The organism is Bacteroides sp. 2_2_4, from assembly GCF_000157055.1.
GTDB lineage: Bacteria > Bacteroidota > Bacteroidia > Bacteroidales > Bacteroidaceae > Bacteroides > Bacteroides ovatus.
In genome coordinates, this window is record NZ_EQ973358.1 from 334,151 (window position 1) to 356,334 (window position 22,184).

Genomic DNA, 22,184 nt, shown 5'->3' on the forward strand with positions numbered 1-22,184 from the left:
ACAACTACCATGCGTCTATCCCATTCTTCTTCCAAAATTACCTCTTTGTGGGGGAATAATACTTACCAGGATCGTGTAGGATCCCGTCACCGGGAACGAACGGATCAGCCGGAAGAATTGAAGCAGGAACAAAGATCGGAAGCTATTATATCTGGAAATATGCCGGTATCACGGATAATGGAAGATGGCTTCTGTATGATAAGAACGACAATGTGATTCTTAGCGATAAGAAGACCTATGATGACAAGCGGTACATCGGTAATGCTATTCCTGCATTGATGGTATCATGGGATCATACCTTCACTTACAAGAACCTCTCTTTAGGTATCAACCTGCGTAGCTGGATCGATTTCGACGTGTTTAATACCATAAATATGTACTATGGACTTTCTGAAGTAGCAGGCCAGAACGTTCTTCGCAATGCGTACATTGACAACCGGCACATCAAAGAAGTAAAGCAGCTTTGCGATTACTGGCTTGAGGACGGCACTTTCTTAAAGATAGACGCCATTAGTCTGGGATATTCTCTTAACATGAAAAAGTGGCAGAAATATATAGATAAGATTGATCTTTACCTGACCGTCCGGAATGTGGCATGTTTCACGAAATATTCAGGACTTAATCCGGAAGTGAATGTCAACGGACTGGACCCTGGTTATGAATGGTTTAATAATATTTATCCTGAAACTCGTAGATATACCGTTGGTATGAAAATCCAATTCTAATATTAAAGTACCTATAAACTAATAAAATGATATGAGACGAAATATTTTAATCATTATCTCCTTCCTCACCCTTCTGGTGTCATCCGGTTGTACAAATCTGGATGAGAAGTGGTATTCCGAAGTCACTCCGGACACTTATTTCACGTCTAAGGAAACTGTTTATTCTTTCTTGGTACGCTCTTTCACACATTGGCGTTGGTTTCACGGATTCGACCGTGCCATTCTTCAAGAATGTACAACAGATGAGATGTGTGTCACACAAAAAGGAATACATTACAATGATGTCAGATATTCCCAACTGCAGCATCACGACTGGACACCTCTTCACCCCAACAACGAAGAAACCTGGCGTGGGGTAGGCATGGGAGTGGCAATGGCTTTAGCTTGTAAGGAAGACTTATCCGGTGTGGATTATGTATCACTGGGCATGACGGAAGAATTGAAAGCAGATCATCAGATGCAACTTCAGACATTGGTTGCCTATTTTTATCTGCGGGGACTTGATTTCTATGGGGGTATGCCTATTTACCGGCGCTCTACTACCGAGGAAGTTCCACGTTCCACTGCACGCGAAACCTTTAATTATGTGGAAGAACTGTTGCTTGCCGCTATTCCCAAATTAGAGAAAAAAAGAGCAGATATGCTGGAAGAAGGCTATTTACGTCAAGGAACTGCCGCCGCCCTTCTTGCTCAATTATATTTTAATGCGGAAGTCTACATGGGAGAGAACCGTTTTGCTGAATGTGCGCAGGTCTGCCAGGATCTATTAGATGGCAAATACGGTTATTACGAATTGGAGGAAGACTGGTTCGGTCCTTTCACTTTCGACAATAATAAATCTAAGGAAGTAATGTGGTCTGTTCAGTCGCAATATGCAAAAGGCACTTTGTTTCAATGGCAGTTCGAACGCTATAATCATTATAATGCAAAGAACTATTTTGATCTAAGCGGCTATTCTTCTACTAATGGTATGCATCTTCAGCCGTCTCTTAAACCCAATGGCGATCCCTATACGGATAAGCTTGGGCGACCTTTTGCCAAATTCAACAATAAAGATCTTCGTAAAAAATTGTACTTGTATAAAGGGAATGGAAAATACGAAGGAATGTTCCTTTATGGAAAATTACAGCGTACATCAAGAAGTGGTACAGAGGTGAAGTGTACGGGACTGTACGAATATCCGGGTGAGGTTCTTGAATTTGTCGATCAGGTGGCACAATTCAAGAAAGTGAAAGATGGAGAATATTCTTCAGTGAATGAGCTTCCCTCCAATATAAGTACCGGGGAAGAGAATTCCGGAATACGTTTGTGCAAACTACCGGTTCCCGACAATATCGACAAAACCATTGCTTTTAATCCGGATTATCCGGTTATTCGTTTTGCTGAAATCTATTATATGCTTGCTGAATGTAAATATAGAAGCGGCTATAAAAAAGAAGCAGCCAATCTTTTCAATGAAGTGCGTAAACGCAATTTCGAGAATAAAGCCGATCCTGATCCGGTGACCGAAACGAATATCGACAAGTACCGGATTCTTGATGAGTGGATGGTCGAGTTTCTGGGTGAACAGCGTCGTCGTACCGATCTTCGTCGTTGGGGGTTGTATACAACAGGTTCTTGGTGGGATCATAAACCTACTAACGACGATCATTATGAGCTTTTTCCTATTCCGGAAAAGTCAATTTCTGTCAGCAATGTCTTGAAGCAAAATCCGGGATACGGAGGCGGCAATGAAATGACTAAAGAAGAAGCCGGTATCTATAGTGTGAAACAAATCGATTAATCAACTATTAAAGAATAATATAATGAATAGCAAGATATTTTTTTTAGGAGCCATCATGTTGCTGCCTACATTCGCAAGTTGCCAACAAGAAAAGCCTTTTCCTGATGATGCAGTAGATAAAGTGTATGAATACCTTCCGGAGTGGCAGGCAGGTTATTTGGATATTCATCAGATTAGTACCGGAAGAGGTAATGCAGCCTATCTTATTTTTCCGGATGGGACTACCATGTTATTGGATGCAGGAGATTTAGGAGTACATTCAGGCACACAGGAAATTATGAAAGCAGTGCCTAATGATTCTAAGCGGCCTGCCGAATGGATTGCTCAATATATAAAACATTTCTCATTGCCATTAAAAAATAACGGAGCACTTGATTATGCCTTGCTCACTCACTTTGATACGGACCATATCGGACAGAATGGAAAACTGGCAATCGAAAAAGTAGGACTGGATTACAAACTTACCGGAATCACTCATGTTGGTAATCTTCTCAATATTTCCACTTTGATAGATCGTGGTTATCCTACTTATGATTATCCGACAGCAGCTAAAGTCTCTGGTGCTCATATCTCAAACTATAAATTATATGTTGCCGCTCGTGACAGGGAAGGTAAAAAGAATGAGGGATTTGTAATAGGAAGCAATAGTCAGATCAAACTCTTGAAAGATCCGGGCTCTTATCCTACATTCGAAGTACGTAATATCGTGGGTAATGGTAAAATTTGGACAGGTAGCGGAACAACAGCCAAAGAGCTTGTGCCTTCTACAGCCTCTTCAAGTGAACAGTTGAACGAAAACCGTTGCAGTTGTGGAATTCGTATCACATACGGTAATTTTGATTATTTCTCCGCAGGAGATATTCTGGGCGTAGAAAAAGCACCGGAATGGTTTGATATAGAAACGCCGGTAGCCAGATTGCTCGGTGAGACGGATGTGGTTGTTGCCAATCATCACGCTTATTCTGATGCTATGTGCGATACCTACATTTCCCAAGTGAAACCACAAGTCTATGTAATTCCCGTATGGGATTACTATCACCCTCAACCGGCAACGTTGAGCCGGATGCTGTCTCAAACTCTTTATCCTGGTGAACGGTCGGTTTTTGCTGCCGGTATGGTAGACAGTAACAGGAGCAGACTGGGTGAAGACGGCTTGAAGATAAAGCCTGCCGGACATGTTGTTACGCGTGTTTATCCGGGTGGAGAGAAGTTTCAGATCTTTGTATTAAATGATCGGAATGAAGCTTATGAGATACTATATAAAACAGGTGAGATTAAATCTAATAATTGATGAACATGAAAATTAAAGATTCAATAGTCTGGACAGCTTTTCTGGCTGTGATGGCAATCATAATGTTTCCGTCATGCTCTGACGAACATGAAGCCGGTATATTGGAAATAACAAATAATGAGATTATTCTTCAGGCGGAAGGTGATCCGGTTCAGGTGGAGGTGAAGTCCAATACCGAGTGGCGAATTGATTTTGTAGAATCAACCTGGTTCTCTACGGATATACGTGGAGCCCAGTCATCAAGAACTTATTTCACTGTGACTTATGATGAGAATATCAGTGATTCCGAACGTTTCTGTGATATTCGTGTGTTTACGAAAGATGGTAAGACTGCGGATGTAATCAAGATAAAACAATTATCCCGTTATCCATTTATTGTTCCTGCCAGTGATAAGATGGAGCTGTTTACTAAAGGAGGTGAATATGAAATGGAAATCTCTACCAATGTGCCCGAAACGGATATCGTTATTACGCCAACGGTGAACTGGGTGCAGGAGTATAGGATAAGTGATGGAAAGCTTTATTTTAATACGGAAACAAATTCGCAATCACCCCGTACAGGAAGTATTGTGTTGAGTTATGACGATCAGTACCAGCGTAAGGTCACGGCTACCATTAATCTCTCGCAAGCATATTCTGAATATGCGAATGCGGAACTTGTCAGTTATCCAACCGTACATGGTTATGCTGTCGGTGGAATTACTAACAATGTATATGTTGAAGGAACCATCGTAGCCAATGGCACTTCGAAGAACTTCCCGAGCAATCGCTATGTCATTCAGAATGAGGCAGGAGAGACAGTTGTGTTTGAGTCCGAATCTTTAATTACGTTTGCACAATTTGCCAAAGTGTCATTGTGTCTGAAAGATGGAATGATAAGAGAAGAATCAGAGGGTAGCTTTACTTATAGACTGATTAGCGGTATCACTGCTGCCCACGTAATCAGCTCGGAACTTTCTACCTTCACAATTCCTGAAAGAACGATTGCTGAACTTACGGATAATATGGTATTTAGTCTTGTGACCCTGAAAGATGTCGAGATTGCATCTCCGGTAGGTGCATTCACTAATTTCAAGACTACTGACCCGGGAGCTGCCGATCGTAAGATTAATAAAAACTATTGGGTAGAAAAGTTCCCTGCATATTACAGATACTATCCGACCTGTATAAGAGATAAAAACGGTTCTAATACATATATGCTTACTGCGTTTGAAGCTCCTTATGCTCACGAAACACTTCCTAAAGGTTCGGGAAGCATAACAGGAATGGTGGCGAAAGTGAAACTTACAAATTTCGACATCTCTGAAAGCCGGTTATGTATTCTTCCGCTTAACAGAGAAGATATTAACATCAGTGATATAAACGAGATCACTGATGTGCTTGTAGAATGGGATTGTAATGTACCCGATTGGAAAGAAATAGGCTCTTCTACTTTTACGGATTACCATCCTACGGGTGGCGAGGCATCGCAGGCGAATGCTCTTCTTAGCAAAGACGGAAATAAATATTTCCAGCAAACCTATGCAGACTACATTCTGGGATTCCAGGATGATTTCAGAGGAGATGTTAACCTTAACACGACCGATGGATACTATGGTCGTATGCGAGGCGGTGCTTTTAATAGTAAACCGTGGTCTACAAGTTCATATTTCTACGTAGACAAAATATCGACAGTAGGTATTTCTACATCCTTGTCTCTTCAGGTTGAAATGAATGCAAGTTGGGGAGGTGGCCCTGTTGCAGTGGTTGAATATGCTTATTCGATGAATGGTGAATGGATTAAAGTAGATAATTCAGAGTTTACCATTCTGGGACAGTTTGATAGAACGGCTGCAGGTGGACAGACGGAGAAGAACATTCCTGGTTATAAAGTCTATGACTTTAAGTTGCCGGATGCCTTATTGAACCGTGATAATATTTGCATCAGATTGCGACCGGTCAGACTCCCGGCAGGGGTATCCAGCTTCATGCCGCTTAGACTTGCTAATATCTCAATCAAATACAACAAATAATCAATAGGGAATATATATAAAATAATCGGAAGCAATAAAGGACATATCCTGATTGCTTCCGATTATCTTTTTATATGTGGATCTTGAACGATCTCTATTCAAAAAGAACGATATCTTATTTCTCCAACAATTCTTCTTTATTTTTCCAACAAATCCTTTAAGAAGTCGTCCAACTCCTTATCCAACCCTTTCAGCAATTCATCATTCACCAGTATGGTATCGTCGTCAATCAACAGCAATTCTGCTACGGTTTCTTTCTCTTCATCTACCAAAACGAAAGAATAAGGTTTCAGAATAGTCACTTTGTCGAAATCTCCGGCATCCTTCATTCTGCAAAGAATGTTGCGAAGAGAAGGTTCCACGTTTTCAAGGAAATCATCCCCTTCATAAGTAGCCCATTCTTCGATCATGATGTTTGCCAGTTCTTCATCATCATCGTTGTAAATATTAAGTTGTCCCGATGCCTGATCCGGTTGGAGATGGATATCGGTTACAACTGTTTGTTCACAGCTACATACATATTTAGCGACTGCCTTTTGGATAGCCGATTCGATAATAGATAATGATTGTTGGCTCAATTTCATGGGTTCCTTCTTTTTATAAGTTCAAAGGTATAAAAAAAATAAGATTTGATACACAATTTCCTTAAAAATCATCATTAAATCGGCTCATTTGCAATTTTAACTTGGGTAATTGAGCATTTCTCTCCTTTAGTTCAGCTAAATACAAAGTAGTAAGATAATAATTCGGCACATCATCAATGGTAGCTTGAGAGCTATCTGTGATGTTCTTTTTATCTATTTTTTTAGCTAGTTGTTGTGCCTTTTCTGCCCATTCTTCTGCTTTAGCCAAACTATCTTTCATTTCGTAGTAAACAGCAATGTTGAGAGCTGCCCGCATTTTTTTCTTTTGGTTCTTGGTACCTTCGAAAGCCTGACGCCAAAGTTCGTATGCGTCGTCCCATGAATTTTCGCGTACATAAATGGCAGCGTCACGCATAGGAACCGAACCACCAGTATAAAGATACCGTGTTCCTTTTTTCCAAATAGGGACAATATTTTTCACCGGAACCGTTCCTGCGAATGCTGCCGCTTCTTCCAGCATCTGCTTGTCGGGAATCATGCGAGTGGCGGCTTCTATGGCTGTACCTCCAAACTCTTCCCAAAAAATGCTATCATTAGGATGGAGCGTAGTCATCGGTCTGCTGCGTTCGGGAAGATAAACTTTCACCGTGGGATAAACTTTCACGTCTACTGCTCCTTGAAAGCAGTTGAACTCATCCAGATAGCGGACAGTCTTTGTTGCTTTGAGTTGCAGGTTTTCCAGCGCAATAATAAAGTCCACTCCCAAGTTAGAAGCCAGTTGACGCACTTCCTCCTGGCTCAATGTACTTTCGCGGGCCAGTTTATCATTGGCGCGTAAGGCAGAATCACAGATAACCACCTCATCGAAGTAGTTCTGCTGTGCTATTTCTTCTGCCAATGATTCAGTGGCTGTCTTAGGATCTCCATTGGCATAAGCTGTTGCACGACTTATCAATGGTGTACCTTCTTTAATTTTTTCAGTCTCTGTTATCAGTTTATTATCCGGGGCGTCGCTGGTGTTATTCACAATAGCTACTTTTCGGAGTTGCGGAGGAAAGCTCAAGTCGGCAGGTTGCAGATAATCAATGGGGATCTGTTCCAGACTCTGACAGCTACCCAGAGTCAGCAGGAATAAAACGATGAAAACCAGTGAATAAGATTTTGCCATAGTTTTGTTCTATTTAGTAATTTGAACAAAAGTACAACTTTGGAAGAATAAAAGAAAGTCTCAAACAGTTTTTAACCGTTTGAGACTTTCTTTTATAAGTTGAATATAGAGAGACTATGCCATAAAGCACATTACCCTACAATTTCCAACCTTTAATTTTTAATTATTAATTAATCAAAGGTTCTTTCCGTGGCAGTTTTTATACTTTTTCCCGCTTCCGCATGGACAAGGATCGTTACGACCTACTGTCTTCTCTGCACGAATCGGTTCACGTTTCTGCTGTTCACGAGTATCCTGACTTGCAGCAGCCTGCTGGTTCGGATCACTCAAATTTTCTTTGTTTTCGCGATACTTGCTCATATCCTGGCGTTGTTCAGGAGCAGCCTGACGCACTTCTACACGGCGTGCAGCTGATTCATCCGGAGCTTCCTGTACAGGAATTTGTCCACGCATCAAAATAGATATAGTCTGGTTATTGATCTTGTTCACCATAGCGTCAAACAAAGTCACAGATTCCAGTTTATAAATCAATAGCGGGTCTTTCTGCTCGTAGCTTGCATTCTGTACGGAATGTTTCAGTTCGTCCAGTTCGCGCAAGTTTTCTTTCCATGCTTCGTCGATTACGTGGAGCAAGATTGATTTCTCGAACGACTTCACCACTTCTTTAGATTCCGATTCGTAAGCCGCTTTCAGGTTACAAGAGATATTATACATCCGTTTACCGTCTGTAATAGGAATCAGGATGTTTTCGTACATGTGTCCCTGGTTTTCATATACCTGTTTGATAACCGGGTTAGCGATCTGTGCCAGACGTTCAGTTTTGCGTTTGAAGTTATCCATCGCAATGTTGAAAGTCTTTTCGGCCAACTTTTCTTTTTTCTCGTTACGGAATTCTTCTTCAGTGAACGGAGTTTCCATTGCTAATGTCTGAAGCAGTTCCATTTGGCAGCCTTCATAATCATTGTTTTCGATAGCATTGGCACAACGGTCCCAGATCATGTTCACGATGTCCATACCGATACGTTCACCCATCAAAGCGTGGCGACGTTTGGTGTAAACCACTGTACGTTGCTTGTTCATTACGTCGTCATATTCCAACAGACGTTTACGAATACCGAAGTTGTTTTCTTCCACTTTCTTCTGTGCACGTTCGATAGAATTGGAAATCATCTTGTGCTCGATCATTTCGCCTTCCTGGAAACCAAGTTTGTCCATTACGCTGGCAATACGGTCAGAAGAGAACAGACGCATCAAATCGTCTTCCAGTGATACGAAGAATACAGAAGAACCCGGGTCACCCTGACGTCCTGCACGACCACGCAACTGGCGGTCTACACGACGGGATTCGTGACGTTCCGTACCGATAATTGCCAAACCGCCCGCAGCCTTCACTTCCGGACTTAACTTGATGTCGGTACCACGACCAGCCATATTGGTAGCAATGGTTACTGTTCCGCTTAAACCGGCGGTAGCAACGATGTCCGCTTCTTTCTGGTGCAGTTTGGCGTTCAATACCTTGTGCTCAATCTTACGCATGGTAAGCATCTTGCTCAACATTTCGGAGATTTCTACCGAAGTAGTACCCACCAATACCGGACGTCCTGCTTGAACCAATTTTTCGATTTCCTCGATAACAGCTTTATACTTTTCGCGTTTCGTCTTGTAAACGCGGTCGTTCATATCCTTTCTTGCAATCGGACGGTTGGTCGGGATCACGACTACGTCCAATTTGTAGATATCCCAAAGTTCGCCTGCTTCCGTTTCAGCAGTACCGGTCATACCGGACAGTTTGTGATACATACGGAAGTAGTTCTGCAAAGTAATGGTAGCGAAGGTCTGTGTAGCAGCTTCCACTTTCACACGTTCCTTAGCTTCGATAGCCTGGTGCAATCCGTCAGAGTAACGACGACCTTCCATAATACGACCGGTCTGTTCGTCTACAATCTTCACCTGACCGTCGATTACTACGTATTCATCGTCTTTTTCGAACATCGTGTAAGCCTTCAACAGCTGATTGATGGTGTGTACACGTTCCGATTTGATGGCATAGTTAGTCAATAACTCATCCTTCTTTTCAAGCAGTTGCTCGTTGGTCAGATTCAGGTTTTCCAATTCTGAAAGTTGTCCGGCGATATCCGGAAGCACGAACAATGTCGGGTCTTCAGAGTTACCGGTAATCAGGTCTACACCCTTATCAGTCAGGTCTACGCTATTTAGTTTTTCGTCAATTACGAAGTACAGCGGATCAGTCACTTCATGCATACGCTTGTTGTTCTGTTCCATGTAGATCTCTTCCGTCTTGAGCATACCTGCCTTGATCCCCTGTTCACTAAGGAACTTAATCAACGGTTTGTTTTTCGGCAATGCTTTATGACTGCGGTATAGAGCGAGGAATCCTTCTTCCACCTCTTTCTTATCGTTGGATGCGATCAGTTTTTTTGCTTCGGAAAGATATTTGGTAGCCAGTACCTTTTGTGCTTCTACCAGACGTTCCACTAGCGGACGGAGTTGCTCGAACAACTGGTCATCGCCTTTAGGTACAGGACCGGAGATAATCAACGGAGTACGTGCGTCGTCAATCAATACCGAGTCGACCTCATCGACGATGGCATAATTGTGCTGACGTTGTACAAGGTCTTTCGGGCTGATAGCCATGTTGTCACGCAGATAGTCGAAACCGAATTCGTTGTTTGTACCGAAAGTAATATCCGCCAGATACGCCTGACGACGTGCGTCGGAGTTCGGCTGATGACGGTCGATACAATCTACGCTTAAACCGTGGAACATGTAAAGAGGACCCATCCATTCGGAGTCACGTTTGGCGAGGTAATCATTCACGGTAACTACGTGTACGCCGTTTCCGGTCAATGCGTTGAGGAATACCGGGAGTGTAGCCACCAATGTTTTACCTTCACCGGTTGCCATTTCCGCAATCTTACCTTTATGCAGAACGACACCACCAAAGAGCTGTACATCGTAGTGAACCATGTTCCACAATGTATCGTTACCACCGGCTACCCAGTGATTCTGATAGATGGCCTTGTCGCCTTCGATGCGTACGAAATCTTTTGTAGCAGCTAGTTGACGGTCGAAGTCGGTAGCCGTTACAACGATTTCTTCATTTTCTGTAAAACGTTTGGCAGTAGCCTTTACGATAGAAAAAGCAACAGGCAGTACTTCGTCCAGTGCTTTTTCATATTTTTCCAGAATTTCTTTTTCTGTCTTATCGATTTGTGCGAAGACTTCTTCGCGGTCTTCCAGTTCGAGAGTTTCAATGCTTGCCTTCAACTCTTCCACCTTCGCACGTTCAGCAGTAGCCGATTCATGGATATATTTTTTGAGTTCTTCCGTTTTGGCACGGAGGGCGTCGTTGTCTAGTTTTTCAATCTCCGGGTAAGCAGCTTTGATCTTTTCCACCCAGGGCTTGATTTCTTTCATGTCTCGTGTGGATTTGTTTCCGAAAACCGAGCTTAAAAATTCATTAAATCCCATGTTATATTATTTAGTTTATTATTTATTTCAATTTCAACGCGGATTAACGCCGATTTACGCAGATTAAAGGAAAGATTAAATTGGATTTTTTTTAATCCGCGTAAATCGGCGTTAATCTGCGTTGGGGAATCTTTATATCAAGAAACCTCCGCAAAGTTACATTAAAATGCTGATTTATTTATGTTTTGCTCCCTGTTTTTGTGAGTAAATTTTTACCGCAGGTCGGTAATAGGAGCAGAAGTACAGGCGTTGGGAGCCCGGATGCGCATAAAATGTGCCAGTGTAGGCGCAATATGGTCGATGGTTACAGGTGTCTGGATAATGGCCGGTTTCACGGAATGTCCCATGAAAATCAGCGGTGAGGGAATATAGGAATGACGTACCACCTTGTTGTCGCCGCCGTTTTCGTTGACGATAGTCCATCCGGGGAGGACATCGATTACGAGGTCACCCGAACGTTTGCGGTGGTAGCCGTTACGTATTTTGTAGATTTCCGGAGTCCATGAACCCAGCAATAGCCGGTTAGCCGAATAGGCTTCGTTCACTCCGCTGAACTGCATCAGGAATTCTGCTGACTTTTGTTGGATCTCTGCCAGATTCAGTTCTTTCTTTTCCAATAACTTATGATTCAGATAAATCTGCTGGTTATGGTGAGCTTCCACATACTTTCCTTCGCCATACGTAGCCATCAGGTACATATTCAATAGAGCCGCACAACGGTTGAGGTAAAACTCTCCGCCGGGCACTTTGTACAATCCCGAATCAGGCGATTCGCTGTCTATATATCCGGTGGAAGTGACGAAAATAAGTACATTTTGCAGTCCTACTTTCTTATCAAGAACTTCGAGCAGGTCGGCAATGCTGCGGTCAAGACGCACGTAGGTGTCTTGTATTTCCATAGCACATTCCTGTACGGATTTGTGCGCATAGTTTCCAGCATAATAAGTGAGTGCCAATAAGTCAGTAATGTCATCCATGCCGATGGAGCTTTTGTTCAATGCTTCTTCGGCAAGCGCATTCACTTCATCATTCACAAAAGGGCTGGCGATGAAGCGGCGGTATTTATTACTGCGGTCATCATCGAATTTATATTTGAAGAGCATATCCCGCCAATCTGGCAGGAAAGTGTACATGCCCCGGGGAAATATGGGTTCCCATGTCATACCGGCAATACGGAAATCGATCGCTTGACGGTCGTTATATTGGCTTGCCCACCACGGAAACTCTCCATAATAGGTGGTTCCACTCCATTTTCCGGTGTTGGGATTGAGCCAAAAAGCAGCGTTTCCGGCATGTCCGGCTGCAAAAAGTGCGGCATCGCAATCAGGTGCAATGGCATATACGAGTCCTTTGCCTTGTGTCGCTATTTTCAGCTCGTCGGCAATGGTTGAAGTCAGAAGTTTGGTGGGGGCGACAGTCTGGTCGGTGTAATACCCCATAAATGCCGTGTCGTCTGTGCTGTTGACGGGGCGAAGGGTAGAGGCATCCATCCAGCGTTGAGAAATAATTCCGTTCATGGAAGGCGTCGTACCGCTATAAATAGCCGCTATGGCAGAAGCGCGGTCTATACCGCAGAAGGTATATTCGGCATTATGGAACACTCTTCCCTCTTTCCAAAGACGTTTGAAGCCTTTCTCACCGTAGAGTGACGAAAAAGCTTCCAGATAGTCCGTACGTAATTGGTCAATCGTCAGCCCTACCACTAATTTAGGGGCGGCAGGTAGTGACTGGGCTTGTAGCCCGGTGAAAGTCAGTACGGTGATGAGGGAAGTTAGTAGTCCTTTCATTATTTCTTTTTAGATGTCACAATCAGATTGCTCGCTGAACGTATCAGCAAAACGAGTGCCAAAGGTACAACAGCAAAGTCAAATCTTTGCGGAATTACCGGAAAAAGCACTATAAAAAGTGTTAAAACCGCCAGATTCAGGGTTAAATACCAACATTTCTTCCCTTTTCGGACACAATATATAATGTATGGCAAGAAAAGAAGTTGCCCCGGATGGAATACCAGTAATAGGAAATTAGAGTTGACTGCCGGGTGTTGGGAGAAGAGTGCGAGAAATGCAAGGACGCATCCCACAATACCTGCTATACCAAAAAGGAAGAGGTCGATTCCCCATAATCCGGTTCTCCGGCGGATTCCATAGATTGTGGCGGCGGTTGTCAATATAAATAAGAGTAAGGTGCATTGAAGCGGAGTAGGCATCCAGCCGCTTTCATCCGGTTCGGGAGTGGCATCGACTACCAGCTCGTTGGCCGTTATGAGTGGACGCTGGATAGAATCGCTTTTAATTTGTGCACCGTCGAAAGCATCCATCAGGTAGAAAGGGGCAAACATCATCTGACGTTGTGTGATGGGCTGGTCGGCTTCACTTCCGATACAGAGATCAATGCCGAAACGTGCCCACGGATGTCCTTTGCAATACTGATGTACAATGTCGCGGAAAGTGAGGGAGCCATCCTGTGGTTCTGCGGGATAAATCACTTTTCCTGCAATGCTTTCTTCTATCTTGTCCCGGGGGCGGGTAGCACAATTGTCGTAAAAGAAATTATAACGGTATACCCGGTTTTCCGGACGATAGTTTTCTTGTAATAACCGGATCAGTTCAGTCTTTTCTTCATCGGTCAGATTGAGCGTTTGCTGCCATACGCTGCGTCCGAAAAATGCGTATTCAGCTGCAAAACGTTCATAATCCGTTGCTCCCAGTTGGTAGTCTGTTTCTCCGAGCGAGAAGCGGAAGATGAAGTTGGGAGTGTTGAAACTGAACAGTCCGTAGTTGAATACAACGTCAATCCCTTGTGAAGGATTTTCGTAACGGATGGCAGTGTGTCCGAATAGGGAATATATTTCCTCTCCGGGGGCACAAGTCAACAGACTCAAACGGATGGAGTCGTTGTTGTTGGCAGATGCTTGTCCGGTGGGCAGAAGCAACAGGAAGAAGGAGAGGATGATGTATGAGAAAAACCGTTTCATTAGCTGGTTCGTTTTATTTCGGTGGCAAATATAGAAAGAATAGTTGGATTCGGGAAAACGGAGCCTCTATTTTATCAGAATAAAGGCTCTATATGGCTTAAACAGAGGCGCTGTTTTCTTTAAATGGAGCCTCTGTTTGGGTGAAATAATGTTTCTGCTTGAACGGAAAATCGGTTACAAAATAGTGGAACACTTTTTGGAACGCTGTTTTTTTCTTGTAATCTGTTGCTTATTAGTTGTTTATGATGTAATAAAAAAAGACTGCCGAACGCAAAGTGGAATACATAATAAACAATAAAAGATAATTGATCTATTTAAAAATAGATAGTTCGATTTTTTTGTTTTTGGGGATTTCTAAAATGAAAAAAGAAGATAATTCCTCTTCTATGCTTCAACTTTTCTTTTTTTACTTTACCTTTGCGCCCGCTAAAGAACCAAAAGATTTGAATTTAATAATCGACATAGGAAATACAAAGGCAAAGATTGCTTTCTTCGACGGCGGAGAAATGGTGGATGTAGTAGCTGAATCCAATCAGTCGCTGGGTTGCTTGAAAGCTCTTTGTTCTCAATATCCGGTTGAACAGGGGATTGTGGCTACTGTCATTGATCTAAACGAAAAGGTTTTAGCTGATTTGGCCGCTTTGCCGTTTCCTTTGCTCTGGCTCAATCATCAGACTCCGCTTCCGGTTGTCAACCTGTACGAAACTCCCGAAACATTGGGATATGATCGTATGGCTGCCGTAGTGGGTGCTAATGAGCAGTTTCCTCATCGGGATATATTGGTGATTGATGCGGGAACTTGCATTACTTATGAGTTTATTGACTCAAAAGGTCAGTATCATGGCGGTAATATTTCTCCCGGTATGCAGATGCGTTTCAAAGCACTTCATCAGTTTACAGGACGTTTGCCTCTGGTAGACACCAACGGGCGCAAACTCCCGATGGGACGGGACACCGAAACGGCTATACGTGCCGGAGTGATGAAAGGGATGGAATACGAAATTTCAGGTTATATTGAGTCTATGAAGCATAAATATCCTGAACTTTTGGTTTTTTTAACGGGTGGAGATGATTTTTCTTTTGATAGCAGCGTAAAAAGTATCATCTTTGCAGATAGATTTTTAGTGTTGAAAGGATTAAATAGAATTTTAAACTATAATAATGGTAGGATTTAAACACACACTTTGTGCGCTTTTGCTCACGATGGTTACCGGAACGGCAATCGCTCAAAATAATACAAACTCTCCTTATACACGATATGGCTATGGCGACTTGTCCGATCAGAGTTTCGGTAACAGCAGGGCGATGGGGGGAATTGCTTTTGGACTTCGGGATGGAGCACAGATCAATCCGCTGAATCCTGCTTCGTATACAGCCATTGACTCATTGACATTCCTCTTTGAAGGAGGTGTCAGTCTGCAAAATATGAATATTAGCGGTAGCGGTGTGAAACTGAACGCTAAAAACTCCAGTTTTGACTATCTGGCTATGCAATTTCGTTTGCATCCGAGGATAGCGATGAGTATCGGATTATTGCCGTTCTCCAATGTGGGATATTCAGTGTCGGATACACAGGCTGCAACAGATCCTACTACCGGTAATACGGCTGATTATGCCAGAAGCTATACCGGAGATGGAGGTTTGCATCAATTATATGCCGGAGTGGGAGTGAAAGTGCTCAAAAACCTTTCGGTAGGTGTGAATGCTTCTTATTTCTGGGGAGATATTAATCGGACACGTGTCCTTTATTTCCCAAGTGTATCAGGTGCTTATAATTATAATCACCAGTCGGTTGCGTCAGTGTCGAGCTATAAACTTGATTTTGGAGCACAATATACATTCGATATTAATAAAAAACATTCAGTGACAATTGGAGCTATATATTCTCCGAAGTTGAAACTGGGTAATGACTATAGTGTAACGACACAAATGGTTTCAAATTCTACGGGTACAGCGGTTTCTACTACAACATTGAAACCGGATGCAACGTTTGAAGTTCCTAATACATTTGGCGCCGGATTTACATATAACTATGACAAACGCCTGACTGTTGGTCTGGATTATAGTTTGCAACAATGGTCAAAAACGAAATTTGACGTAAATACATCAGATGAAGCTGTACGTGAGGATTTTAATGAAACATATACGTATTGCGATCGTCATAAAATATCAGTGGGTGCGGAATACATTCCTAATTTGATGGGACGTTCCTATTTATCCCATATTAAATACCGTCTGGGAGCTTATTATACGACTCCGTATTATAAGATCGGCGGCAAAGAGGCTACCCGTGAATATGGCGTAACTGCCGGTTTCGGTCTGCCTGTGCCTCGTTCCCGTTCCATTCTTAGCATCAGCGGACAATTTGTCCGTATCAGTGGACAGGAATCGACTTTTGTAAATGAAAACATCTTCCGCGTGAGCATCGGATTGACGTTCAACGAACGTTGGTTCTTCAAACGCAGAGTGGAGTAATGAGATGAATGTAAGAAAGAATAGACGACTATATAATAACAACTAAAATTTAGATACAATGAAAATTAAAACGCTTGTGGCTATGTTGTTCCTTTCGGCAGGAGCAACCACTGTGGTAGCACAGGATGCGTCTAACTGTAACTCGAACAGTAGTATCTCGCATGAAGCTGTGCGTGCTGGTAATTTTAAAGATGCGTATACTCCTTGGAAAGCTGTGTTGGAAAACTGTCCGACGCTTCGTTTCTATACCTTTACTGACGGATATAAGATTCTGAAAGGCTTGATGGGACAAATCAAGGATCGGAATAATGCAGATTATCAGAAATATTTTAATGAACTGATGAATACGCATGACTTGCGTATTAAATACACAGATGAGTTTCTAGCTAAAGGTACAAAAGTGTCTTCTGCCGACGAAGCTCTGGGTATCAAAGCAGTAGATTATATCGCTTTTGCTCCGAAGATTGATGTGAACCAGGCTTATCAATGGTTGAGTCAGTCTGTAAATGCTGTGAAAGGCGAATCGGCAGGTGCGACTATCTTCTATTTCCTGCAAATGTCTTTGGATAAACTGAAAACGGATCCGAATCATAAAGAACAGTTCATTCAGGACTATCTGGCTGCTTCTGAATATGTAGACGCTGCTATTGCTGCTGAAGCCAGCGAAGCAAAGAAGAAACCTTTGCTGGGTATCAAGGATAACTTAGTGGCTTTGTTTGTAAACAGTGGAACAGCTGATTGCGAATCACTGCAAAACATCTATGGACCGAAAGTAGAAGCTAACCAGACTGACTTGGCTTACTTGAAGAAAGTTATCGACATCATGAAAATGATGAAATGTACTGAAAGCGAAGCTTATTTGCAAGCATCTTACTATGCTTATAAGATGGAACCGACAGCAGAAGCTGCTACCGGATGTGCTTATCAGGCATTTAAGAAAGGTGATATTGACGGTGCTGTGAAATTCTTTGACGAAGCAGTGAACCTGGAAACAGACAATGTGAAGAAAGCTGAAAAAGCATACGCTGCCGCAGCAGTATTGGCTTCTGCCAAAAAGCTGTCTCAAGCAAGAGCATATTGCCAGAAAGCAATTGGTTTTAACGAAAACTACGGTGCTCCATACATCCTGATTGCTAATCTTTATGCAATGAGTCCCAACTGGAGCGACGAACCTGCTTTGAACAAATGTACTTACTTTGCAGTGATTGACAAACTGCAACGTGCAAAACAAGTGGATCCGAGCGTAGCTGAAGAAGCTAACAAATTGATCGGTAGATATTCTGGTCATACTCCGCAAGCTAAAGACCTATTTATGTTAGGTTACAAGCAAGGCGACCGCATCACTATCGGCGGTTGGATAGGAGAGACTACAACGATTAGATAAATGTATGTTGCGAAAACGAAGAAACCGTTTATTGCATAAAAGCATGAGCATAACAATCACCTTCGGGGTGATTGTTATGCTTCTTTTATTATCTTCCTGTGGCGGAAAGAAGAAAGCTATGGGTGAGGCTATCACGGAACGTGATTCCCTTCCGATGATGACAACATTGGGAGTCACCACCCTTATCTCCGATTCCGGAGTGACACGCTACAGAGTGAATACGGAAGAATGGTCGGTGTACGACCGTAAGAAACCATCCTATTGGGCCTTTGAGAAGGGCGTATATCTGGAACAGTTCGACTCTATCTTTCATATAGAAGCCAGTATCAAAGCGGATACTGCCTACTATTATGACAAAGAAAGGCTTTGGAAGCTGATAGGGAACGTAGATATACAGAACCGGAAAGGAGAGCGTTTTAATACGGAACTGCTGTACTGGAACGAAGCTACCCAAAAGGTATATTCCGACAAGTTTATACGTATTCAACAACCGGACAGAATTATTACAGGGCATGGATTCGACTCGAACCAGCAAATGACCATATATACCATCCATAATATCGAAGGTATTTTCTATGTGGATGAGGAAGCAGGTGGTCCGCCCCAACCGGAAACAAAAGCGCTGCCGGATTCAGTGCGAAAAGATTCTGTGAAATAAACTATGAATATTTATATCTCTCTAATTATCACCATGGTCTTCTCAGCCTTCTTTTCAGGAATGGAGATTGCCTTTGTGTCGGTAGACAAACTGCGTTTTGAGATGGAACGCAAGGGGGGAATTACGTCCCGCATTCTTTCCATCTTCTTCAAGAACCCGAATGAATTTATCTCTACCATGTTGGTGGGAAATAATATCGCCCTGGTCATCTATGGTATCCTGATGGCACAGATTATCGGCGACAATCTGCTGGCGGGATTCATTGATAATCATTTTCTGATGGTGTTGGCGCAGACCGTTATTTCTACCCTTATTATTCTGGTGACCGGAGAGTTTCTGCCGAAAACAATCTTCAAAATCAATCCCAATCTGGTCTTAAATGTTTTTGCCATTCCACTGATTATTTGTTACGTCATTCTATATCCTATTTCCAAACTGGCTTCCGGTTTGTCTTGTTTATTCCTTCGTGTCTTTGGAATGAAGATTAACAAGGATGCATCCGACAGAGCGTTTGGAAAAGTCGACTTGGACTACTTCGTGCAAAGCAGTATTGATAATGCCGAGAATGAGGAGGAACTGGATACGGAAGTGAAAATCTTTCAGAATGCTTTGGATTTTTCGAACATAAAAATCCGCGACTGTATCGTTCCGCGTACCGAAGTGGTGGCTGTTGATCTGACAACTTCACTGGACGAGTTGAAAAGCCGCTTCATCGAATCCGGAATTTCCAAGATCATTGTGTACGATGGAAATATCGACAATGTGGTGGGTTATATCCATTCGTCGGAAATGTTTCGTGCTCCGAAAAACTGGCATGAGAATGTGAAGCAAGTGCCGATTGTGCCCGAAACCATGTCCGCTCATAAACTGATGAAACTCTTCATGCAGCAAAAGAAAACGATTGCCGTAGTGGTAGATGAATTTGGCGGTACGTCCGGCATCGTGTCTCTGGAAGACCTCGTTGAAGAAATCTTTGGAGATATAGAAGACGAACACGATAACACTTCCTATATCAGCAAGCAGATCGACGAACGCGAGTATGTGTTGTCCGCCCGCCTGGAAATAGAAAAAGTCAATGAGACGTACGGACTCGACTTGCCCGAGTCGGACGATTATCTGACGGTAGGAGGACTGATTCTGAACCAATATCAGAGTTTTCCGAAGCTGCATGAAGTGGTGCGGGTGGGACGTTATCAATTCAAGATAATTAAGGTCACAGCGACAAAAATAGAACTCGTGCGATTAAAAGTCTTGGAATAATGACGATAATCAAGAAATTTTTAGCCAATAAATAGATGCATATTAGCATTTTTTGTATCTTCGTGCGCTAAAACGACAAAAGAAAGAAATAATAATAAACATAAATCGTATTAATCAAAATGGCAACGTTACAAAACATTAGGTCGAAAGGACCTCTATTGGTGATTGTTATCGGCTTGGCGCTGTTTGCTTTCATTGCGGGTGACGCATGGAAGGTGATGCAGCCGCATCAGGCACATGACGTAGGTGAGGTGAACGGAGACGCTCTTTCCGCTCAAGAGTATCAGAATTTGGTAGAAGAATATACCGAAGTGGTGAAACTCATGCGTGGGGTGACCGCCTTGAATGACGAACAAACCAATCAGGTGCGCGATGAAGTATGGCGTTCCTACGTAAACAATAAACTGATCGAAAAAGAAGCAAAAGCATTGGGACTGACTGTTTCTGCTGCTGAAATCCAGGACATCCTGAAAGCAGGCGTTCATCCTTTGTTGAGACAAACTCCTTTCCAGAATCCGCAAACAGGAAACTTTGACAAGGATATGTTGAACAAGTTCCTCGTGGAATATGCCAAGATGAGCGAATCACAAATGCCGGCACAGTATGCTGAACAATACAATAACATGTATAAATACTGGTCTTTCATTCAGAAAACACTGATCGAGAGCCGTCTGGCAGAAAAGTATCAGGCATTGGTGTCTAAAGCTCTTCTTTCCAATCCGGTGGAAGCACAGGACGCTTTCGATGCAAGAGTGAACCAGTACAACGTGTTGATGGCTGGTATTCCTTACTCTTCTGTAGTGGACTCTACAATCGTAGTGAAAGAATCGGAACTGAAAGACTTGTATAACAAGAAGAAAGAACAATTTAAGCAATATCAGGAAACTCGTGACATCAAGTACATTGATGTACAAGTGACTGCAAGTGCTGAAGACAGGGCTGCTATCCAGAAAGAAGTGGACGAAGCTACTGAACAGTTGGCTACTACTACGGAAGATTATACTTCTTTCATCCGCTCGACTGGTTCGGAAGCTCCTTATGTAGACTTGTTCTATAACAAAACAGCTTTCCCGTCAGATGTAGTTGCCCGTTTGGACTCTGCTTCGGTAGGTACTATTTATGGTCCTTACTATAACGGTGCCGACAATACAATCAACTCTTTCAAAATTGTAGCTAAAGCTGCTGCTGCCGACTCTGTCGAATTCCGTCAGATTCAGGTATACGCAGAAGATGCTTTGAAGACAAAGACCTTGGCTGACAGTATCTACAACGCGATCAAGGGTGGTGCTAACTTTGCTGATCTGGCAAAGAAATATGGTCAGACTGGTGATGCAAACTGGCTAACTTCTGCACAGTACGAAGGTGCACAGATAGACGGTGATAACCTGAAATTCATCTCTGCTATCAACAATGCAGGTGTGAACGAACTGGTGAACTTGCCGATGGGACAAGCAAACGTAATTCTTCAGGTGACTAACAAGAAATCTGTAAAAGACAAATATAAAGTAGCTGTTATCAAACGTGAAGTAGAGTTCAGCAAAGAAACTTACAACCGTGCTTATAATGATTTCAGCCAGTTTATCGCAGCTAATCCGAGTGTAGAAAAGATGGTAGCTAACGCTGAAGAAGCCGGTTACAGATTGCTCGACAGAATGGATTTGAGTAGCTCTGAACACAATATCGGTGGTGTAAGAGGTACAAAAGAAGCGTTGAGATGGGCGTTTGATAAAGCAAAACCGGGTGATGTTTCCGGCTTGTACGAATGTGGCGAAAGCGATCACATGATGGTAGTAGGTCTGGTAGGCATTAAGCCGGAAGGATATCGTCCGTTGAAAGCAGTACAGGATCAGTTGAGAGCTGAAATCGTAAAAGACAAGAAAGCTGAAAAGATTATGGCTGATATGAAAGCTGCCAATGCAACTTCATTCAACCAGTACAAAGAGATGACTAATGCAGTCAGCGACTCTTTGAAGATGGTTACTTTTGCAGCTCCTGCATACGTATCAGCATTGCGCAGCAGCGAACCGCTGGTAGGTGCTTATGCTTCTGCAGCTGAAGTGAATCAGTTGAGCGCTCCTATCAAAGGTAATGCCGGAGTATTTGTATTGCAGGTATACGGCAAGGACAAACTGAACGAAACATTCGACGCAAAAGCAGAAGAAGCTACGCTGACTAACATGCACGCACGTTTTGCCAGCCGTCTGATGAATGATTTGTATCTGAAAGCAAACGTAAAAGATACACGCTTCTTGTTCTTCTAAACAAGTAGCAAGTAATAGATATTAGGCACGGATTACACGGATTTACGCGGTTTAAACTTTTGAGGGAACCGCGAAACCCGTGTAATCCGTGCCTTTTTTGTGCTCGTTTTTTTTGTT

At 42.8% G+C, this 22,184-nt stretch carries 14 protein-coding genes and 1 pseudogene; 10 read left to right on the plus strand and 5 right to left on the minus strand.

The genetic code is table 11. The annotated features are described in order from the left end of the window. The 4 genes and pseudogenes from BSCG_RS18210 to BSCG_RS18195 all read left to right on the plus strand — a co-directional run. Positions 1-725, plus strand: a pseudogene (locus tag BSCG_RS18210) (SusC/RagA family protein); the annotation flags it as partial. Between the two features lie 31 nt (positions 726-756). Continuing rightward, positions 757-2,508: a RagB/SusD family nutrient uptake outer membrane protein gene (locus tag BSCG_RS18205; RefSeq protein ID WP_004301867.1), complete on the plus strand. Its 1,752-nt coding sequence runs from the start codon at positions 757-759 to the stop codon at positions 2,506-2,508. A gap of 22 nt (positions 2,509-2,530) precedes the next feature. Continuing rightward, on the plus strand, positions 2,531-3,799 hold the full coding sequence (locus tag BSCG_RS18200; RefSeq protein WP_004304648.1) for a ComEC/Rec2 family competence protein: 1,269 nt from the start codon (positions 2,531-2,533) through the stop codon (positions 3,797-3,799). Continuing rightward, complete coding sequence (locus BSCG_RS18195) at positions 3,799-5,811, plus strand: DUF5689 domain-containing protein (protein ID WP_004304649.1); 2,013 nt, start codon at positions 3,799-3,801, stop codon at positions 5,809-5,811. The genes BSCG_RS18200 and BSCG_RS18195 overlap by 1 nt, the downstream gene beginning before the upstream one ends. 137 nt (positions 5,812-5,948) lie before the next feature. Here BSCG_RS18195 and BSCG_RS18190 read toward each other — a convergent pair whose 3' ends face one another. The 5 genes from BSCG_RS18190 to BSCG_RS18170 all read right to left on the minus strand — a co-directional run bounded on the left by BSCG_RS18190 (position 5,949) and on the right by BSCG_RS18170 (position 14,029). Next, positions 5,949-6,395, minus strand: coding sequence for a hypothetical protein (locus BSCG_RS18190; protein WP_004301870.1), 447 nt, complete (start codon positions 6,393-6,395; stop codon positions 5,949-5,951). 61 nt (positions 6,396-6,456) lie between these two features. Then, positions 6,457-7,563 carry a DUF6340 family protein gene (locus BSCG_RS18185; RefSeq protein WP_008775520.1) on the minus strand — a complete coding sequence of 369 codons (1,107 nt, stop codon included), beginning with the start codon at positions 7,561-7,563 and terminating at the stop codon, positions 6,457-6,459. A 174-nt stretch (positions 7,564-7,737) separates the two neighbouring features. Further along, a complete protein-coding gene (gene secA, locus BSCG_RS18180) occupies positions 7,738-11,055 on the minus strand; it encodes a preprotein translocase subunit SecA (RefSeq protein ID WP_004309814.1) in 3,318 nt (1,105 codons plus the stop codon). A 212-nt stretch (positions 11,056-11,267) separates the two neighbouring features. Continuing rightward, positions 11,268-12,842, minus strand: coding sequence for an alkaline phosphatase family protein (locus tag BSCG_RS18175; protein WP_004301873.1), 1,575 nt, complete (start codon positions 12,840-12,842; stop codon positions 11,268-11,270). Next, positions 12,842-14,029: a DUF4105 domain-containing protein gene (locus tag BSCG_RS18170; RefSeq protein WP_004309813.1), complete on the minus strand. Its 1,188-nt coding sequence runs from the start codon at positions 14,027-14,029 to the stop codon at positions 12,842-12,844. The genes BSCG_RS18175 and BSCG_RS18170 overlap by 1 nt, the downstream gene beginning before the upstream one ends. A gap of 386 nt (positions 14,030-14,415) precedes the next feature. Here BSCG_RS18170 and BSCG_RS18165 point away from each other — a divergent pair, with 386 nt between their 5' ends. From BSCG_RS18165 to BSCG_RS18140, 6 genes are all read left to right on the plus strand, one after another. Continuing rightward, positions 14,416-15,204 (plus strand): type III pantothenate kinase, encoded by a 789-nt coding sequence (locus tag BSCG_RS18165; protein ID WP_008020984.1) that lies wholly within the window; start codon positions 14,416-14,418, stop codon positions 15,202-15,204. Next, a complete protein-coding gene (locus BSCG_RS18160; RefSeq protein ID WP_032849431.1) occupies positions 15,191-16,504 on the plus strand; it encodes an OmpP1/FadL family transporter in 1,314 nt (437 codons plus the stop codon). Before BSCG_RS18165 ends, BSCG_RS18160 begins: the two co-directional genes overlap by 14 nt. Before the next feature lie 58 nt (positions 16,505-16,562). After that, a complete protein-coding gene (locus tag BSCG_RS18155; RefSeq protein WP_004325020.1) occupies positions 16,563-17,888 on the plus strand; it encodes a hypothetical protein in 1,326 nt (441 codons plus the stop codon). A 43-nt stretch (positions 17,889-17,931) separates the two neighbouring features. Then, complete coding sequence (gene lptC, locus BSCG_RS18150) at positions 17,932-18,546, plus strand: LPS export ABC transporter periplasmic protein LptC (RefSeq protein ID WP_004304659.1); 615 nt, start codon at positions 17,932-17,934, stop codon at positions 18,544-18,546. Positions 18,547-18,549: 3 nt separating this feature from the next. Beyond that, the gene (locus BSCG_RS18145) at positions 18,550-19,806 is read left to right on the plus strand and encodes a hemolysin family protein (RefSeq protein WP_004309808.1); all 1,257 of its coding nucleotides are present in this window, start codon (positions 18,550-18,552) and stop codon (positions 19,804-19,806) included. 119 nt (positions 19,807-19,925) lie between these two features. Then, positions 19,926-22,067, plus strand: a complete 2,142-nt coding sequence (locus BSCG_RS18140; RefSeq protein ID WP_004309807.1) for a peptidylprolyl isomerase — start codon at positions 19,926-19,928, stop codon at positions 22,065-22,067. Positions 22,068-22,184: the final 117 nt, after the last annotated feature.

Coding starts and splice junctions, on each gene's coding strand:
- BSCG_RS18165 (WP_008020984.1), top strand. CDS start 14,416: ATGCTTCAACTTTTCTTTTTTTACTTTACCTTTGCGCCCGCTAAAGAA.
- BSCG_RS18140 (WP_004309807.1), top strand. CDS start 19,926: ATGGCAACGTTACAAAACATTAGGTCGAAAGGACCTCTATTGGTGATT.
- BSCG_RS18155 (WP_004325020.1), top strand. CDS start 16,563: ATGAAAATTAAAACGCTTGTGGCTATGTTGTTCCTTTCGGCAGGAGCA.
- BSCG_RS18175 (WP_004301873.1), bottom strand. CDS start 12,842: ATGAAAGGACTACTAACTTCCCTCATCACCGTACTGACTTTCACCGGG.
- secA (WP_004309814.1), bottom strand. CDS start 11,055: ATGGGATTTAATGAATTTTTAAGCTCGGTTTTCGGAAACAAATCCACA.
- BSCG_RS18195 (WP_004304649.1), top strand. CDS start 3,799: ATGAACATGAAAATTAAAGATTCAATAGTCTGGACAGCTTTTCTGGCT.
- BSCG_RS18185 (WP_008775520.1), bottom strand. CDS start 7,563: ATGGCAAAATCTTATTCACTGGTTTTCATCGTTTTATTCCTGCTGACT.
- BSCG_RS18205 (WP_004301867.1), top strand. CDS start 757: ATGAGACGAAATATTTTAATCATTATCTCCTTCCTCACCCTTCTGGTG.
- BSCG_RS18145 (WP_004309808.1), top strand. CDS start 18,550: ATGAATATTTATATCTCTCTAATTATCACCATGGTCTTCTCAGCCTTC.
- BSCG_RS18190 (WP_004301870.1), bottom strand. CDS start 6,395: ATGAAATTGAGCCAACAATCATTATCTATTATCGAATCGGCTATCCAA.
- lptC (WP_004304659.1), top strand. CDS start 17,932: ATGAGCATAACAATCACCTTCGGGGTGATTGTTATGCTTCTTTTATTA.
- BSCG_RS18170 (WP_004309813.1), bottom strand. CDS start 14,029: ATGAAACGGTTTTTCTCATACATCATCCTCTCCTTCTTCCTGTTGCTT.
- BSCG_RS18160 (WP_032849431.1), top strand. CDS start 15,191: ATGGTAGGATTTAAACACACACTTTGTGCGCTTTTGCTCACGATGGTT.
- BSCG_RS18200 (WP_004304648.1), top strand. CDS start 2,531: ATGAATAGCAAGATATTTTTTTTAGGAGCCATCATGTTGCTGCCTACA.